At 66.0% G+C, this 16,778-nt stretch carries 15 protein-coding genes; 1 reads left to right on the plus strand and 14 read right to left on the minus strand.

The window, feature by feature from the left end:
* Nucleotides 1-43: 43 nt before the first annotated feature.
* The 4 genes from ACQR1B_RS05900 to ACQR1B_RS05915 form a co-directional block, all read right to left on the minus strand.
* Nucleotides 44-1,072 (minus strand): LacI family DNA-binding transcriptional regulator, encoded by a 1,029-nt coding sequence (locus ACQR1B_RS05900; RefSeq protein ID WP_434835359.1) that lies wholly within the window; start codon nt 1,070-1,072, stop codon nt 44-46.
* A gap of 118 nt (nt 1,073-1,190) precedes the next feature.
* On the minus strand, nt 1,191-1,523 hold the full coding sequence (locus ACQR1B_RS05905; RefSeq protein ID WP_434835360.1) for a PAN domain-containing protein: 333 nt from the start codon (nt 1,521-1,523) through the stop codon (nt 1,191-1,193).
* A gap of 813 nt (nt 1,524-2,336) precedes the next feature.
* Nucleotides 2,337-3,509: a 4-hydroxybenzoate 3-monooxygenase gene (gene pobA, locus ACQR1B_RS05910; protein WP_434835361.1), complete on the minus strand. Its 1,173-nt coding sequence runs from the start codon at nt 3,507-3,509 to the stop codon at nt 2,337-2,339.
* A 171-nt stretch (nt 3,510-3,680) separates the two neighbouring features.
* Nucleotides 3,681-4,601 carry a helix-turn-helix domain-containing protein gene (locus ACQR1B_RS05915; protein ID WP_434835362.1) on the minus strand — a complete coding sequence of 307 codons (921 nt, stop codon included), beginning with the start codon at nt 4,599-4,601 and terminating at the stop codon, nt 3,681-3,683.
* A 135-nt stretch (nt 4,602-4,736) separates the two neighbouring features.
* On the opposite strand from ACQR1B_RS05915, the gene ACQR1B_RS05920 reads away from it, so the two are divergent.
* Nucleotides 4,737-5,900 carry a cytochrome P450 gene (locus ACQR1B_RS05920; protein ID WP_434835414.1) on the plus strand — a complete coding sequence of 388 codons (1,164 nt, stop codon included), beginning with the start codon at nt 4,737-4,739 and terminating at the stop codon, nt 5,898-5,900.
* A 389-nt stretch (nt 5,901-6,289) separates the two neighbouring features.
* Here ACQR1B_RS05920 and ACQR1B_RS05925 read toward each other — a convergent pair whose 3' ends face one another.
* The 10 genes from ACQR1B_RS05925 to ACQR1B_RS05970 form a co-directional block, all read right to left on the minus strand.
* Complete coding sequence (locus ACQR1B_RS05925; RefSeq protein WP_434835363.1) at nt 6,290-7,408, minus strand: NADH:flavin oxidoreductase; 1,119 nt, start codon at nt 7,406-7,408, stop codon at nt 6,290-6,292.
* 147 nt (nt 7,409-7,555) lie between these two features.
* On the minus strand, nt 7,556-9,052 hold the full coding sequence (locus ACQR1B_RS05930; RefSeq protein ID WP_434835364.1) for an AMP nucleosidase: 1,497 nt from the start codon (nt 9,050-9,052) through the stop codon (nt 7,556-7,558).
* 117 nt (nt 9,053-9,169) lie between these two features.
* Complete coding sequence (locus ACQR1B_RS05935; RefSeq protein WP_434835365.1) at nt 9,170-10,141, minus strand: Gfo/Idh/MocA family oxidoreductase; 972 nt, start codon at nt 10,139-10,141, stop codon at nt 9,170-9,172.
* A complete protein-coding gene (locus ACQR1B_RS05940) occupies nt 10,142-11,005 on the minus strand; it encodes a class III extradiol dioxygenase subunit beta (protein ID WP_434835366.1) in 864 nt (287 codons plus the stop codon).
* Nucleotides 11,006-11,395 (minus strand): protocatechuate 4,5-dioxygenase subunit alpha, encoded by a 390-nt coding sequence (gene ligA, locus ACQR1B_RS05945; RefSeq protein ID WP_434835367.1) that lies wholly within the window; start codon nt 11,393-11,395, stop codon nt 11,006-11,008.
* A 12-nt stretch (nt 11,396-11,407) separates the two neighbouring features.
* Nucleotides 11,408-12,322 carry an amidohydrolase family protein gene (locus ACQR1B_RS05950; RefSeq protein WP_434835368.1) on the minus strand — a complete coding sequence of 305 codons (915 nt, stop codon included), beginning with the start codon at nt 12,320-12,322 and terminating at the stop codon, nt 11,408-11,410.
* A gap of 8 nt (nt 12,323-12,330) precedes the next feature.
* The gene (locus ACQR1B_RS05955; RefSeq protein WP_434835369.1) at nt 12,331-13,254 is read right to left on the minus strand and encodes a DUF1932 domain-containing protein; all 924 of its coding nucleotides are present in this window, start codon (nt 13,252-13,254) and stop codon (nt 12,331-12,333) included.
* 6 nt (nt 13,255-13,260) lie between these two features.
* Nucleotides 13,261-13,956, minus strand: a complete 696-nt coding sequence (gene ligK / locus ACQR1B_RS05960; protein WP_434835370.1) for a 4-carboxy-4-hydroxy-2-oxoadipate aldolase/oxaloacetate decarboxylase — start codon at nt 13,954-13,956, stop codon at nt 13,261-13,263.
* Between the two features lie 18 nt (nt 13,957-13,974).
* Nucleotides 13,975-15,000, minus strand: a complete 1,026-nt coding sequence (locus ACQR1B_RS05965; protein ID WP_434835371.1) for an amidohydrolase family protein — start codon at nt 14,998-15,000, stop codon at nt 13,975-13,977.
* A 48-nt stretch (nt 15,001-15,048) separates the two neighbouring features.
* Nucleotides 15,049-16,425 (minus strand): MFS transporter, encoded by a 1,377-nt coding sequence (locus ACQR1B_RS05970; protein WP_434835372.1) that lies wholly within the window; start codon nt 16,423-16,425, stop codon nt 15,049-15,051.
* Nucleotides 16,426-16,778 lie beyond the last annotated feature (353 nt).

Here is a 16,778-nt window from a genome sequence, read left to right on the forward strand (position 1 = left end):
TCCCTCCGTGACGGCTCCGGCCGCGTCAGCCGCGGCCGTCCGCTCACGGCAGATTGTCCCGCATCACGATGTCGATGCGGATGGCTTCCTGCTCGCTCAGGATCGGCTCGCCACGCGAAAGCGCCAGCAGCACCCGCACCGCCGAGCGCGCCTCGTGTCCCGGATTCTGCGAGATCGCCGCATCCATCACGCCGTTCAACAGCAGCTTGCGCGTCACCGCGGTGACGTCGTGCCCGACGAAGGCGACGTCCCCGGCGCGCTTCGCGTCGGTCAGCGCCTTGGCGACACCGGCCGTGCCGGCGCCGACATTGTAGAGACCAATGATGTCGGAATGCTCGGCCAGCAGCCCGCGCATGAGGCGCTCCGAGCGATCATCCGCATCATGCCCCTCGACGACGGGCAAAACCTCGAGTTGCCGAAACTCGGCCGCCAGCACCTGGGTGAAGCCGAAGATCCGCTCGGCATGGTCGCGCAAGCCCTGCGAGCCTGCCATGATCGCGATCCGTCCCGGCCGGCCGCCGGCGAAGCGCCCGATCAGCGCGCCCGCGGTGCGGCCGGCGGCGATGTTGTCGATGCCGACATAATGGTGCCGTCGCGACGACGGCACGTCCGACACCAGCGTCACCACCTTGGCGCCGGCCTCGACGAGATCGTTGATCGCAGCGCGCACGCTCGGATGATCGAGCGCGACCACGGCGACGCCGTCGACACGCCCGACAAGATCGTCCAGCTTGCCGGCCAGCACGGCCGGATCGAACACGTCGGTCGCGGCGACGTCGACCGACACCCGGCGCGCGGCCATCCAGGCCGCCAATTCGCCGAGATGCGCCTGGATCTGCTGCATGAACGGGTTGATGCCGGACGACATCACGAAAGCGAAGCGCCGCGAGCGTGCGCGGGCGAGTTCGGAGGCCGCCGCATGCGGCTGGAACGCGCTGCGCGCCATCGCCTCCTTGACGCGCTGCACCGTGTCCGGGCGCACGCCCGGCCGGTTATGCAGCACGCGGTCGACGGTGGCCAGGCTGACGCCTGCCTGCCGCGCGATGTCCCGCAATGTCAGCGGCGCGTTCATGGTCCTCCCCTTTGGGTTGAGGAACTTAGCGCGATTTTTGAGGTACGCAACTCATTTCTGAGGGCCGACGTGAAAGCGAGCAGGCCGAGGGAGTGGAACTGCGCCGGACAAACCGCGCCTAGTCGATCCTCTGCCCGCCCGAGACGCCCGAAATGCAGCACGGATTGGCGCGCGCCCGCGGCACCACGCGCTTCAGCCAGCACCGCCCCGGCGGCTGCTGCAGCCCGCGCCAATGGGTCGGCGGCTTGACGTAGGTCCAGGCGCGACACCGCGGCCGTTCTCGGTTGCAAGTCTGGCGGCAGGCCTGCGCATCCTCGAACGTCTCGAAGCTGCGATAGTCGCCGCCGGGCCGATCGATGCTGGTGGAGAAGGCGTCCTGCGCTGAGACCGGCGGCGCCATTCCCGAGGCGACCAGCAATGCCGACACGACCATCAAGTGACGAAGATGCATGGCGTCCTCCCGTCAACTTACACGCTTGAATAGAATGCGCCTCCGCGCCGATTGTCAAACGGCACGCCGCGCGATCACGACGCCGGACCTGCGATCGATCTCCGGGCAGACCCGGCGGCGCGCCGCACAGCCAGAAGATATTTCCGCTTTCCAGAAGATTTTACTTTCGCTTTTTCGGAAAGTATGCTTATCTCCCGCCATCCCGCCTCAACGAGAGGGGCGTTGCGCGCGATCGTCACGACACGCGAGGCGGGGATGCGGTGGCCGCGAGGGTTCGCAGCAGGCCCGATGAGGGCATGCGGACGAACGATCCCTTGCGGACGTGAAGTCGCAGCGTCCTGACACCCCGAAGCTGGTGTTACGTTCGCGACGGCGCCAACGCGCCTTGCGGATCATGGTGGCCAGAAAGCCCGGCGCACCAGGGAGACTGCGTATAAGCGTGAGACCATCGCGCAGGGAATGCCGGTTGTCGGCTTTGCCTGTGGTACCTGCCGCCTGCATTTTTTTAAGCAGGCGGGCCATGGGTGAGGCCTTCACCCGGCATTCCCTGCGCCCTCTCATTGTTCGCGAGGGTCATGTTCGATGCACGACTCGGGCGCGAGGCGCCGCGAGATCGCGATGTCATATTCCGTGCTGTTTGAGCCGTGAATCCAAGCGACGCTGCCGCAGGGTGGGCAAAGCAGCCGCCCGCAGGGCGGTCGCGTGCCCACCATGCACCCGCGCAATCGGAGGCAATGGTGGGCACGGCGCGCGAAAGAGCGCAGCAGACGACGCAGCTTGGCGCGCCTTTGCCACACCCTACCGATCGCTGCGTCAGAACGGCAATCCCACATAGTTCTCCGCCAGCGACTGCTGCGCGGCCTCGGAGGAGAACAGATAGGCGAGCTCGGTGTCCTGCAGCCTGTCGTCGTAGGACAGCCGGTCGGGGAAGCGATGCAACAGCGTCGTCATCCACCAGGAGAAGCGCTGCGCCTTCCAGATCCGCGCCAGCGCGCGCTGCGAATAGCCGTCGATGCCCTTGTCGTCACCGTTTTTGTAGTGATCGAGCAGCGCGTGGTAGAGATAGTAGATGTCGGAGGCGGCCGAGTTCAGCCCGCGCGCGCCGGTCGGCGGCACGATGTGGGCGGCGTCGCCGGCGAGGAACAGCCGGCCGTAGCGCATCGGCTCAGCGACGAAGCTGCGCAGCGGCGCGATGCTCTTCTCGATCGACGGCCCGGTGATCAGCTTCTCCGCGACCTCGCCCGGCAGGCGGCGCTTCAGCTCCGCCCAGAACGCGTCGTCGCTCCAGTCCTCGACCTTGTCGGAGAGTGGCACCTGGACATAGTAGCGGCTCAAGACCTGCGAGCGCAGCGAGCACAGCGCGAAGCCGCGCTCATGCTTGGCATAGATCAATTCCGGCGACACCGGCTTGGTGCGCGACAGCACGCCGAGCCAGCCGAACGGATAGACCCGCTCATACTCCGTCAGCTTGTCCTGCGGGATCGATTTGCGGCTGACGCCATGGAAGCCGTCGGCGCCGATGATGTAGTCGCAGTCGACGCGGATGACCTCCTCGCCGCTGCGATAGGTCACATAGGGTTTGTCGGAGGCGATGTCGTGCGGGGTCACGTCGGCCGCGTTGTGCACGACCTTGCCGCCGAGCTTGTCGCGGGCCTCGTAGAGATCGCGCGTCAGTTCGGTCTGGCCGTAGACCATCACCGAATTGCCGCCGGAATATTTGTGCAGATCGACGCGGTCGAGCCGGCCGTCATGGGCGATGTAGAAGCCGTGATGAATCTCGCCCTCGCGGTCCATGCGCTCGCCGCACTGCGCCTCGCGCATCAGCTTGGCGAAGCCGTGCTCGAGCACGCCGGCGCGGATGCGCGACAGCACGTAGTCGCGGCTGGACTTCTCCAGGATGATCGTATCGATGCCCTGCAGGTGCAGGAGCTGCGACAGCATGAGGCCCGAAGGGCCGCCGCCGATGATGCAGACTTGGACTTTCATGAGGCATCTCTCCCGGATTCGCGCAGGCAGGTTTGTTGGGTTTGCTTTTCGGTCGCAAATTTTACCAAGAAACAGGCCGAGTCACTTGGATGGACGCAGCATTCTCTTGCACTTTTCCGACACCATGCCGCGGCGCAAAAAGCATGGCACAACGGTATCGGACGCTGCCGATCAGCGCACCGCCGGCGCGGCGCCGTCGTCGACGCCCATCGCGCGCCGGTAGTCACGCGGGCTCGCCCCGGTGTGGCGCTTGAAGAAGCGGCAGAAATAGGCGGGGTCCTTGAAGCCGAGTTCGAAGGCCAGCTTCGACACCGGCGCTGCAATATAGGTGAGCCGGCGGCAGGCTTCGCGCGCCAGCCGCGCATGGACGATGTCGAGCGCCGACTGGCCGGTCTCCGCCCGCGTCAGCCGGTTCAGCCGCTCGGGCGTCATGCCGAGGTCGTCGGCATAGCGCGCCACCGACCAGTGATCGCGATGGTGCGCTTCGACCAGCACGATGAAGCGGGTGAACAGCGCCGCCTGCCCGCTGCCGCGCCGCGCGCCCTGCGACTGCCGCGCGCTCTGCTGCGCCAGCCGCCAGACGATCGAGCGTCCGAGCCAATGCGGCACCGGCGAGGCCGCGGAATCGGCGGCGGCGAACTCGTCGGCGAGGTCGGCGAACAGCGCGCCGATCCGGCTGGTCGCGACCGCCGTCGGCTCCAGGTGCAGGATTTGCGCTGCGGCGAACAGATCGCGCAGCGCCTCGCCGGTCGCCGGCACGTCGCCCTCGACGACCGCGCGCGGATTGAAGGTGAGGACATGGCCGTCGGTATCGCGCGAGAAGCGGAAGGCATGGACCACGCCGGGCGGAATGATCACGGCGACCGGGCCGGTGCAGCGCGCACGGCTTTCGTCCAAGGCGATCTCGGCCGGGCCCGAGGCCACCCAGAGGATCTGGTGCAGCCCCTGATGCGTATGCGCCTCGATCTCCCAGCGGTACAGCCGGCTGCGCACCTGGATCGGCTCGATATGCAGCATGTCCGGCTGCGCGGCGGACGCTTCGCCGTACAGCGCGAACGCGGGGATCGAGGGCTTGGTGCGAAACCGCGGCATGACCGGCAGCTAAACCCGAATGCCGGAAAAGTACAAGTCTTGACCGGCGTTCGTGTCTCACGCCGCGGCAAAGGCTCGGCTAGACCAGGAGCAAGAACAACAAAGATCAAACACGCAATGGAGAGGAGGCCCATGATGTTCACGTTCGACCCGTATTCGCCTGCGGTCGATGCCGACCCGTTCCCGTTCTACAAGACCTTGCGCGACGAGCATCCCTGCTTCTGGAGCCAGCAGGCCCAGATGTGGATCCTGTCGCGCTACGCCGACATCGTCTCGGCCGGTTCGAACTGGCAGACCTATTCCTCGGCCAAGGGCAACCTGATGACCGAGCTGCCGAACCGCGCCGGAGCGACGCTCGGCACCACCGATCCGCCGCGCCACGACCGACTGCGCGGCCTCGTCCAGCACGCCTTCATGAAGCGCAACCTGGAGAGCCTGTCCGGGCCGATCCGCGACATCGCGCGTGCCAGCGCCGAGGCGCTGCGCGGCCAGGAGCGCTTCGACTTCATCGAGGCGTTCTCCTCGAAGTTCACCGTGCGCGTGCTGTTCGCCGCCCTCGGCCTGCCGCTCGGCGACGAGCAGACGGTGCGCGACAAGGCCGTGCTGATGGTGCAGAGCGATCCGGTCAGCCGCGCCAAGGGACCGCAGCACATCGCCGCCTACAACTGGATGCAGGACTACGCGGGCGGCATCATCGCCGAGCGCCGCGCCCGGCCCCAGAACGATTTGATCTCGCATTTCAGCATGGCCGAGATCGACGGCGACAAGCTCGACGAACGCGAGGTGCTGCTGACCACGACCACGCTGATCATGGCCGGCATCGAATCGCTCGGCGGCTTCATGTCGATGCTCGCGTATAATCTGGCCGACCACGCCGACGCGCGCCGCGCCGTCGTCGCCAATCCCGATCTGCTGGCGGACGCAGTCGAGGAATCCTTGCGCTTCAACACCTCGGCGCAGCGCTTCCGCCGCTGCCTGCAGAAAGACGTCACTCTGCACGGCCAGACCTTGCGCGAGGGCGACTTCGTCTGCCTCGCCTATGGCTCCGGCAACCGTGACGAGCGGCAGTTCGCCAACCCGGATGTCTACGACATCACCCGCAAGCCGCGCGGCCATCTCGGCTTCGGCGGCGGCGTGCATGCCTGCCTTGGCTCGGCGATCGCCCGCATGGCGATCAAGATCGCCTTCGACGAGCTGCACAAGGTCGTCCCCGACTATCGCCGCACCCAGGAGCAACTGCCCTGGATGCCGTCATCGACCTTCCGCAGCCCGATGTATCTTGAGCTGACGGTGCATTAGTTGCGACAGCGGTCGGAGAAGCGGGAAGACAGTTGTTGCGTCTCCGCATCTACAAAGTCTCGCCCACGACAGAGGACGAGACAGCAAGAAACAGAACCCGAGAGAAAGAGAGAGAAGAATTGCGCGGCGAAGACGGTGCACCCTCTCCCCTTGTGGGAGAGGGTGGATCGCATGAGCGCAGCGAATGCGAGCCGGGTGAGGGGTCTCTCTCCACGAGTTCCCGTGCGGAGAGAGACCCCTCACCCGCCTCCGATGCTTCGCATCTCCGGCACCCTCTCCCACAAGGGGAGAGGGTGCACCGAGTGCTTGGCTATGGACCGACTTAACTAACATCAAACAGCGTTGTAGGAGGACACCGACAGGCCCGTATGACCGAGCCCATCAGATGCTCAAACAAGCGTCCCCAGGTCAGCCGCGTTGAAGCCCTTCAGCCCGGCCTTGTCGCCCGACTTGATCTTGGCGACCCAGTCGGCATCGCTGATCAGCGCGCGGCCGACGGCGATGAGGTCGAACTCGTCGCGCGCCATGCGCTCCAGCAGCGCATCGAGATCGGCTGTCGTCGACGGCTTGCCGGCGAACGCCGAGAAGAAGTCGCCGGCAAGGCCGACCGAGCCGACGCTGATGGTGGCCGCGCCCGTGATCTTCTTCGCCCAGCCGGCGAAGTTCAGCCCCTTCTCGCCGTCGATCTCCGGGAATTCCGGCTCCCAGAAGCGGCGCTGCGAGCAGTGCAGGATGTCGACGCCGGCATCCACCAGCGGCTGCAGCCAGTCGCCCATCAGCGCGGGCGTCTCGGCGAGGCGCGCCGCGTAGTCCTGCTGCTTCCACTGGCTGACGCGCAGGATGATCGGGAAGTCCGGGCCGACCGCCTTGCGGATCGCAGCCACGATCTCGCCGGCGAAGCGCGAGCGCTCCTTGATGGTGGGGCCGCCATAGCGGTCCTCGCGCCTGTTGGTGCCGGACCAGAAGAACTGGTCGATGAGGTAGCCGTGCGCGCCGTGGATCTCGACCGTGTCGAAGCCGGTGCGCTTGGCGTCAGCCGCGGCCTGCGCGAAGGCTGCCACCGTGTCGGCGATGTCGCTCTCGGTCATCACGTTGCCGCGCGGCTTGTCCGGCGCGACCAGACCCGACGGGCTCTCGACCGGCGCATCGGGCTCCCAGCGGCTCATGCCCTTGGTCGAACCGGTGTGCCAGATCTGCGGCGCGATGCGGCCGCCGGCGGCGTGCACGGCGCTGGCTACGCTCTGCCAGCCGGCCAGCGCGGCCTCACCGTGGAAGAACGGAATGTTGGGCTCGTTCTTGGAGGCCGGGCGATTGACCACCGTGCCCTCGGTCAGGATCAGCCCCACGCCGCCTTCGGCGCGGCGGCGGTAGTAAGCCGCGTTGGCCTCGCCGGGGATGCCATTCGGCGCCGCGTTGCGCGTCATCGGCGCCATGACGATGCGGTTCTTCAGCTCCAGCGTCTTCAGACGAAACGGACGAAACAGCACGCTGGTATCGAGATCGGACATTCACACGGCTCCATTGCGTTCGGAACCGTTGAGGTACCGTGCGCCGGCCTGATGTCAATACGCCAGTCGAAACCGCTTCGATATGGGAGCAGGCCCGCCGGGGCTTCGACGGACGCCGGAGCCGCCGAGCGATACCACGCACGGCCGCTATTGAAACGCCACCTCGGCAAAGCTGCGCAGCTTGCGGGAATGCAGCCGCTCCGACTCCTGGTGCTTCAGCAGCTCCAGCGCCTTCAGCCCGATCTGGAGATGCTGGCCGACACGCTGCCGGTAGAAGTTGCCCGCCATGCCCGCGAGCTTGATCTCGCCATGCAGCGGCTTGTCGGAGACGCACAGCAAGGTGCCATAGGGCACCCGGAAGCGGTAGCCGTTGGCGGCGATCGCAGCCGACTCCATGTCGAGCGCGACCGCCCGCGATTGCGACAGGCGCCGGATCACCGCGGGACCGGAGATCTCCCAGTTGCGGTTGTCGACGCTGGCGACGGTGCCGGTGCGCATCACCCGCTTCAGCTCGAAGCCGGAATAGCCGGTGACGGCCTCGACCGCCTCTTCCAGCGCGACCTGCACCTCGGCGAGCGCCGGGATCGGCACCCAGGGCGGCAGCTCCTGGTCGAGCACATGGTCCTCGCGGACATAGCCGTGCGCCAGCACGTAGTCGCCGAGCCGCTGCGTGTTGCGCAGACCCGCGCAGTGCCCGACCATCAGCCAGGCATGCGGCCGCAACACCGCGATGTGGTCGGTGACATTGCGGGCGTTGGACGGGCCGGTGCCGATGTTGATCAGCGTGATACCCTGATGCCCGGGCTCGACGAGATGCAGCGCCGGCATCTGCGGCGTGCGCGCCGGCGCGGCGCCCGTCGTGCCGCCGCCGAGGCTGACATTGCGCGTGATGACATTGCCGGGCTCGACGAACGCCTCAGGCCCCGCCTGCCCCGACGCAAGCTGCTGCCGGCCCCAATCCGCAAAGGCGTCGACGTAGAACTGATAGTTCGTGAAGATGACGAAGTTCTGGAAATGATCGGGATCGGTGCCCGTGTAGTGATAGAGCCGGCGCAGCGAATAGTCGACGCGCGCCGCGCGAAACAACGACAGCGGCTCGGGCATGCCCGGCTTCAGCTCGAGCGTGCCGTCGGCGATGGCGTCGTCCATCGCCGCGAGGTCCGGCGCATCGAACACGTCGCGCAGCGCGCGCGTCACCAGCGGGCTCTCGTGATGCGGCAGTGCCGTCTCGATGTTGATGTCGCGCCGATAGGCGAAATGCACCGGGATCGGCTCGGCGGACTCGCCGATCTCGACCGGCACGCCGTGGTTCTCGATCAGCAGGCGGATCTGCTCGGTGAGATAGGAGCGGAACAGATCCGGCCGAGTCACGCTGGTCTCGTGCACGCCAGGCCCCGCGACGAAGCCATAGGCGAGACGGGAGTCGAGCCGGGCATGGCTCGCGGTCGTCAGGCGCACGAAGGGATAGGTCGCGCGAATCCGCGTTGCCGGCACCACGCCATTGGCATAGGCCTCGAAATGGCCGCGCAGGAACGCGGTGTTGCGCTCGTAGATCTCCTCGAGGCGGGCCACTGCGGCCGAAGCGTCGGTGAAGGTCTCGGTCGGGAACGGTTGCGGCAATTGCACGGTCAAAGGCGGCCTCATCTTGCTGAAGCCGATGGTAAGCGAAGCCGCCGCTCAAGCGCAACGCTCGTCGGCGGTTCTTCCAGCCCCCGCCGGAGGCGCCCTCCCCGCGCGCCATGCACGCGAGGAGGGAATGTCTCAGCCCTTTGCGAGCTGCTCGTCGAGGTCGTGCAGCACCTGGTAGCAGGGCAGCACCTGGGCGACGCTCGCGTTGGGCTCGCGGCCCTCGCGGATCGCGGCGAAGAATTCGCGGTCCTGCAGCTCGATGCCGTTCATGGAGACGTCGACCTTGGAGACATCGATCTTCTCCTCCTTGCCGTTGACCAGATCGTCGTAGCGGGCGATGTAGGTGCCGGTGTCGCCGATGTAGCGGAAGAAGGTGCCGAGCGGGCCGTCATTGTTGAACGACAGCGACAAGGTGCAGATCGCGCCATTGGCGGCCTTGAGCTGGATCGACATGTCCATGGCGATGCCGAGATTGGGATGGATCGGTCCCTGGATCGCGTTGGCCTTCACGATCGGCGAGCCCGCCTGGTAGGCGAACAGATCGACGGTGTGGGCGGCATGGTGCCACAAGAGATGATCCGTCCAGCTGCGCGGCTGGCCCAACGCGTTCATGTTGGTGCGGCGGAAGAAGTAGGTCTGCACATCCATCTGCTGGATGTGGAATTCCCCGGCCTTGATCTTCTTGTGCACGAACTGATGGCTGGGATTGAAGCGCCTTGTGTGGCCGCACATCGCGACCAGCTTGGTCTCCTTCTGCAGCTCGACGACCTGCTGCGCGTCCTTCAGCGAGTCCGCGAGCGGAATCTCGACCTGGACATGCTTGCCGGCCTTGAGGCAGTCGATCGCCTGCGCCGCATGCATCTGCGTCGGCGTGCACAGGATGACGGCGTCGACCTCCGGCAGCTTCAGGCTGTCGGCGAGCTCGGTGGAGACATGCTTGATGCCGTATTTGTCGGCGACTTCCTTGGTCTGGTCGAAACGGCGGCCGACCAGCGACACCACCTCGACGCCATCGATGTTCTTGATACCGTCGAGATGCTTGATGCCGAAGGCGCCGGCGCCGGCGAGCGCAACCTTGATGGTCTTCGAGCCGTCATTGGCCATTTAGTTGTTCTCCAGGATCAGATGGCCGACCGCGGTGTTGCTGGCCGGCACATGGTAGAAGCGGTGGCGCACGGTCGGTGCGTTGCCCTTCTTGGTCTCGTTGACGTCGCTCATGGCGCCACGCGCGATCAGCCACATCACCAGCTCGATGCCCTCGCTGCCTGCCTCGCGCACGTAGTCGATATGCGGTACCTTGGACAGGCCTTCCGGATCGTTGATCAGCTTGTCCAGGAAGGCGTTGTCCCATTCGCGATTGATCAGGCCGGCGCGCGGGCCCTGCAGCTGATGGCTCATGCCGCCGGTGCCCCAGATCTGCACGTTGAGCGGCTCGTCATAGCTCTCGATCGCCTTGCGGATCGCCTTGCCCAGCATGAAGCAGCGGCGGCCCGACGGCACCGGATATTGCACCACGTTGACCGCGAACGGGATCACCGGGCATGGCCAGGCATCGACCTGGCCGAACACCAGGCTGAGCGGCACGGTCAGGCCGTGGTCGACATCCATCTTGTTGACGATGGTGAGGTCGAAATCATCCTGGATCACCGACTGCGCGATATGCGCAGCGAGCTTCGGATGGCCGATCACCTTCGGGACGGGTCGCGGGCCCCAGCCCTCGTCGGCCGGCTGATATTCGGCCGCGGTGCCGATCGCGAAGGTCGGAATCATGTCGAGGCTGAAGGCGGTCGCGTGATCGTTGAAGACCAGGAACACAACGTCCGGCTTCTGCTCCTTCTCCCACTGCTTGGCGAAGTCATAGCCGGCGAATACCGGCTTCCAATAATCCTCGCCTTGCTTGCCGAGGTCGAGCGCAGCGCCGATCGCCGGGACGTGCGAGGTGAAAACGCTTGCGGAGATTTTTGCCATTTACTTCTTCTCCCCGGTGTAGCGGTTGCCCTCGACCGAGCGGCCGCCCTTCACCATCATGTCGCGGTACTGCTCTTCGGTCATGCCGGTCATGCTGCCGGCCATCTGCTGAAAGCTCTTGCCGTCGGTCGCGCCGATCTTGGCGAGGAAGTAGATGTTGCCGCCGAGCGCAATGCAGCGGTTGAGGTCGCGATCGAGCACCGCCTGCTTCTGCTCCTCGCTCATCGGCCATTCGTCGAGATAGGCGCGCTCATCGGCCTTGAAGCGGGCGCGGTTTTCCGCCTTCATCAAGGACATGCAGAACTGGTTGAGGTGATAGCCCATCCGCGACATGTCCGCGTCGAAGATGGTCGTGCCGGGAACGTCGGTATAGGGTTTGTCGAGCGACATCGCTTGCCTCCTTCAGGATTCGTCGGGCCAGTAAAGCCGCATCGGATTGTCGACCAGGAGCTTGTGCTGCAGCTCGGCGGTGACGGCGATATGCGGAATGAAATCGACCAGGAGACCGTCGTCGGGCATGTGGTCCTTCAGGTTCGGATGCGGCCAGTCGGTCCCCCACAGCACGCGATCCGGGAAGGTCTCGACGATGCGCTTCGCGAACGGCACGACGTCGCGATAGGCGTTCTGCTCGCCGTTCAGCGCCCGCGGGCCGGCGACCGACAGCCGCTCCGGGCAGCTCACCTTGGACCAGACGTTGCTGTGCTCGCGCATGAATTTCACGAACAGCTCGAACTCAGGACCGTCGACCGGTTTGGTGACGTCGGGACGGCCCATGTGATCGACGACGACGGTGGTCGGCAGGGAGGTGAAGAAGTCCCACAGTTCCGGCAGGTCGACGGCTTCGAAATAGATCACGACGTGCCAGCCGAGCTTGTTGATGCGGTTGGCGATCTCGACCAACTCGTCCTTCGGCGTGAAGTCGACCAGGCGCTTGACGAAGTTGAAGCGGACGCCGCGCACGCCGGCGTCGTGCATCGCCTGCAGCTCGTCGTCGCTGACGCTGCGCTTGACGGTGGCGACGCCGCGGGCCTTGCCGTTCGAATGCACCAGCGCGTCGACCATGGCGCGGTTGTCGGCACCGTGACAGGTCGCCTGTACCACGACGTTGCGGGCGAAGCCGAGATGGTCGCGCAGCGCATAGAGCTGATGCTTGGACGCGTCGCACGGCGTGTACTTGCGCTCGGGCGCATAGGGGAATTCAGCGCCGGGGCCGAACACGTGGCAGTGCGCATCGACGGATCCCGCCGGCACCTTGAAGCGGGGCTTCGACGGGCCGTCGTACCAGTCGAGCCACCCGGGGGTCTTCTGGAACTCCATGAGGTTCCCTACTCCTTGGACTTGATCTTGTTGAGAATGCGATCGGCCTCGGTACGCCAGTCGGGACTGCGCGCGAACTCTTTTGTGCCGCGCGCACCGAACAGGCCGTCATCGGCGAGATCGGCGACCCAGGCCTGGCGCTCGGCGGTGCCTTCCGCCGACCACGGCGTCAGCCCGATGTCACGGACGGTCTCGGCGACCTCCCTCACCTCCTCGGCGCGGCGGCGGCCATGCTCGATCACGCGCTGAAAGAAGTAGGCGCCCTGCTTCTCCCAGTCGATGCCGGGGAAGGTCTCCTTCAGCGACGCCAGCACGGCGTCCTCGACGCCGTAGGCGCGCGCGGTGGTGAAGCTCTCGATCACCATCGCCTCGAGGCCCTTGATCATGATGCTGCGGCACATCTTGGTCGCCGAGGCCACCCCGAGCTTGTCGCTGGCAGGCTTGGCGGCAAAGCCGAGATCGTTGAGCAGCGGCGCCAGTTCACGCGCGCCGGCGCCGCCGAGCAGCAGCGGCACCTTGATGCGATAGGGCGGCACCGAGGTCATGACCGCGCCTTCGACATAGCGGCCACCGGCGCCGTCGATCAACGCGGCCGCGCGCTGCTTGGCGCCGGGCGAGGCCGAGTTGAAATCCAGGAACCAGGCCCCCGGCTTGATCGTCGCAGCACAGGCCTCGGCCACCGCGACATCCTGGCTCGCGGTGACCGCGGAGACGATGAAGTCGGCCTGCGCCGCCAGCTCCGCATGCGACCCGGTCAGCGTCACGCCGATGCTGTCGGCGTGGCTGCGCATCGCGTCTCCGCGAGAGTCGGCCAGCTTGACGTCATAGGCCGAAACGCGCACGCCCTCCTTGCGCAGATCCTCGGCGAGGATCTTGCCGACCTCGCCGTAGCCGATCAGCCCGACATGCCACTGGTTGGACGCCGCGATCATTTCGCCTCAGTCAATGTATTTGAGGCCGGCCTTCGCCAGCGGCTCGCGCATCTTGTACATGTCGAGGCCGAGCACGCCCGACGCCAGCTTCTCGCGCTTGTCGGCCTCGTTGGCCTCGCGCGCGGCGGCGGCTTCCGCCGCCTGGTGGGCGACCGCGGCCGGCACCACGACGATGCCGTCGACATCGGCGACGATCACGTCGCCCGGATTGACGGCCGCGCCGGCGCAGACAATCGGGATGTTGACCGAGCCGAGCGTGGCCTTGACCGTGCCGCGCGCGCTGATGGCACGCGAGAACACCGGGAACTGCATCTCGGTCAGGTCGGTCACGTCGCGCACGCCGCCGTCGATCACGAGGCCCTGGGCGCCGCGGGCGCGGAAGCTGGTCGCCAGCAGGTCGCCGAAGAAGCCGTCGGTGTTCTCCACCGTACAGGCGGCAACGACGACGTCGCCGGGCTGGATCTGCTCGGCCGCGACATGCAGCATCCAGTTGTCGCCGGGCTGCAGCAGCACGGTCACCGCCGTGCCACACATCTTCGCCGTCGGATAGATCGGCCGCATGTAACACTGCATCAGGCCGACCCGGCCCATCGCCTCGTGGATGGTGGCGACGCCGAATTTCGACAGCTTCTCCACCGCGGCCTTGTCGGCGCGGGTGATGCCCTTCTTGACGATGCCGAGATTGTTCATGGGGGTGCTCATCGCTCGTCTGCCCTTAAATCACTTGCCCTTGGCCTTCAACGCGGCGTCGAGACGCGGGAACACGCGCCTTGCATTGCCTTCGTAGATCTGGTGGCGCTGCTCGGGCGTCAGCTTGGCGGCCTCGATGTAGCGCTTGGTGTCGTCGTAGTAGAAGCCTGTCTCCGGATCGATGCCGCGGACGGCGCCGATCATCTCGCTTGCGAACAGGATGTTGTCGATCGGGATCACGCCGGTCAAAAGGTCGATGCCCGGCTGGTGATACACGCAGGTGTCGAAGAAGATGTTGTTGAGCAGGTGATCCTTCAACAGCGGCTTCTTCAGTTCCTGGGCAAGGCCGCGGAACCGGCCCCAATGATACGGCACCGCGCCGCCGCCATGCGGGATCAGGAACTTCAAGGTCGGGAAGTCCTTGAACAGGTCCGAGGTCAGGCACTGCATGAACGCCGTCGTGTCGGCGTTGAGATAGTGCGCGCCTGTGGTGTGGAAGCAGGCGTTGCAGCTGGTCGAGACGTGGATCATCGCGGGGATGTCGAGTTCGACCATCTTCTCGTAGATCGGATACCAGTGCCGGTCCGACAGCGGCGGCGACGTCCAGTGGCCGCCGGACGGATCCGGGTTCAGATTGATGCCGACGAAGCCGTACTCCTTGATGCACTTCTCCAGCTCGGGAATGCAGGTCGCAGGCTCGACGCCCGGCGACTGCGGCAGCATCGCGACGCCGATGAAATGCTCCGGGAACAGCTGGCTGACGCGATAGCACAGCTCGTTGCAGATACCGGCCCAGGTCGAGGAGACCTGGAAGTCGCCGATGTGGTGGGCCATGAAGCTGGCACGCGGCGAGAACACGGTGAGATCGCTGCCGCGCTCCTTCATCTTCTTGAGCTGGTTGCTCTCGATGCTCTCGCGCAGCTCGTCGTCGCTGATCTTGAGCTCGGAGGCCTTCGGCATCACGGAAGCGTCCTTGATGCCCGCGATCTGCCGGTTGCGCCATTCTTCCAGCGCTTTCGGAGCCGTCGTGTAATGGCCGTGCACGTCGATGATCACGTCAGTCTCTCCCTCAGATTTTGTCTCGGGCCGGGCAACGCAGGCCGCTCAATGCGCCACCACGGGGCTGCCGACATCCTTGCCGCTGGCGCGGCCGCCAGGTCCGACGACCTGCTTTACCACAAGCGCCAGCGCCGCGATCAAGCCGGGAACCGCAATCACGGTGAAAATCTCGCTGAAGGTCAGGTGGCGGGCGGTCAGCTCGGCCACCAGGAAGGAGCCGGCAATACCGCCGAAACGGCCGATGCCCATCATCCAGGCCACGCCGGTCGCGCGGCCTTGGGTCGGGTAGAACGCCGCGGCCAGCGCCGGCAGCGACGACTGCGCCGTGTTCATGACGACGCCCGCGACGAACACGATCACCACCAGGAAGCCCATGTTGCCGGCCGCCTGCCCGATCAGGAAGATCGTGACCGCGGTCAGGGCATAGCCGACTGCGACGATGCGGTTGGCGTTGAAGCGGTCCATCAGCACACCGAAGAACACCGCACCGACGCCGCCGAGCGGGAACAGTGCCGAGATCAGGGTGGCGGTCTGCGGATTGAGCCCGACATCCTTGAACAGGATCGGCATCCAGTTGATCAGCGAGTAGAAGATCACCAGCCCCATGAAATAGGTGACCCACAGCATCAACGAGCCCACACGCAGCACCGGCGACAGCACCATGCCGATGCCGGTCGCATTGACGCGCCGCGTGGTCTCGGCGTGCTCCGGCTCCAGCATCACGAACTGGCCGACCTCGGCGGCTTTGGCCGAGACCCGGCGCATCACCTTGCGGACGCGTTCGACGCTGGCACCGCGCGACAACAGGTAGTGCACGGACTCCGGCAGGATCGCGATCAGCAACACGGTCAGCACCAGCGGCGTGACGCCGCCGAGCATCAGCACGCTGCGCCAGCCCCATTGCGGGATCATCCAGGCCGCGAGGAAGCCGCCGCAGGCCGCGCCGAGCGGAAAGCCGCAGAACATCAGGTTGGTCATGGTGGCGCGCAGCCGCCCCGGGCAATACTCGCTGAGCAGGGTCACGGCGTTCGGCATGGCCGCGCCGAGCCCGATGCCGGTGATGCAGCGGAGCACGGTGAGCTCGGTCAGGTTGGTCGCGAACGCCGAGGCCAGGCAGGCAATGCCGAAAATGAGGACCGAGCCGACCAGCACCAGCTTGCGGCCGAGACGGTCGGCGATGGGACCCGCGAACAGCGCGCCGCCGGCGAGGCCGAACAGCGCCGCGCTCAGCACCGGCCCCAGCGCCGATTTCTCGATCCCCCACTCCTTCAGCAGCGACGGCGCGATGAAGCCGATCGCGGCGGTGTCGAAGCCGTCCAGCAGCACGATGACGAAGCCGAGCACGAAGATCAGCCACTGGAAGGCGGAGAACTTGTGATCGTCGAGAAAGGCCTGGACATCGACGCGGGCGGTCGTGGGCATCGCTTCTGCTTCCTTGGGGTGTTGTTCTGGCTCGTTGACCGAGATCGGCAGGGCGCGCGATCCACGCGCGATCAGCCCTGCTCGTCCGGCAGCTTGACCGGCTATGTGACCGACTGCGGCAGGACGCGCCAGCGCCGACGGTATCTATCAGCTATTCCAAAACGGCATAAAATATCAAATGAGCCATGCTGATTTTAGAATGGGTCTCAACGCGACAGGGCAGCGGATTGCGGGTGACGGCGGCGCCCCGCGGCTCCACCCTCCCCCTCCAGGGCAGGGCTATCGCATATGGCCAATCTGAATTTGTCGCGAAACTGTCCCCTCATCGTCATGCCCGGGCTCCGTCCCGGGCA

The organism is Bradyrhizobium oligotrophicum (genome assembly GCF_051168495.1).
Classification (GTDB): domain Bacteria; phylum Pseudomonadota; class Alphaproteobacteria; order Rhizobiales; family Xanthobacteraceae; genus Bradyrhizobium; species Bradyrhizobium oligotrophicum_A.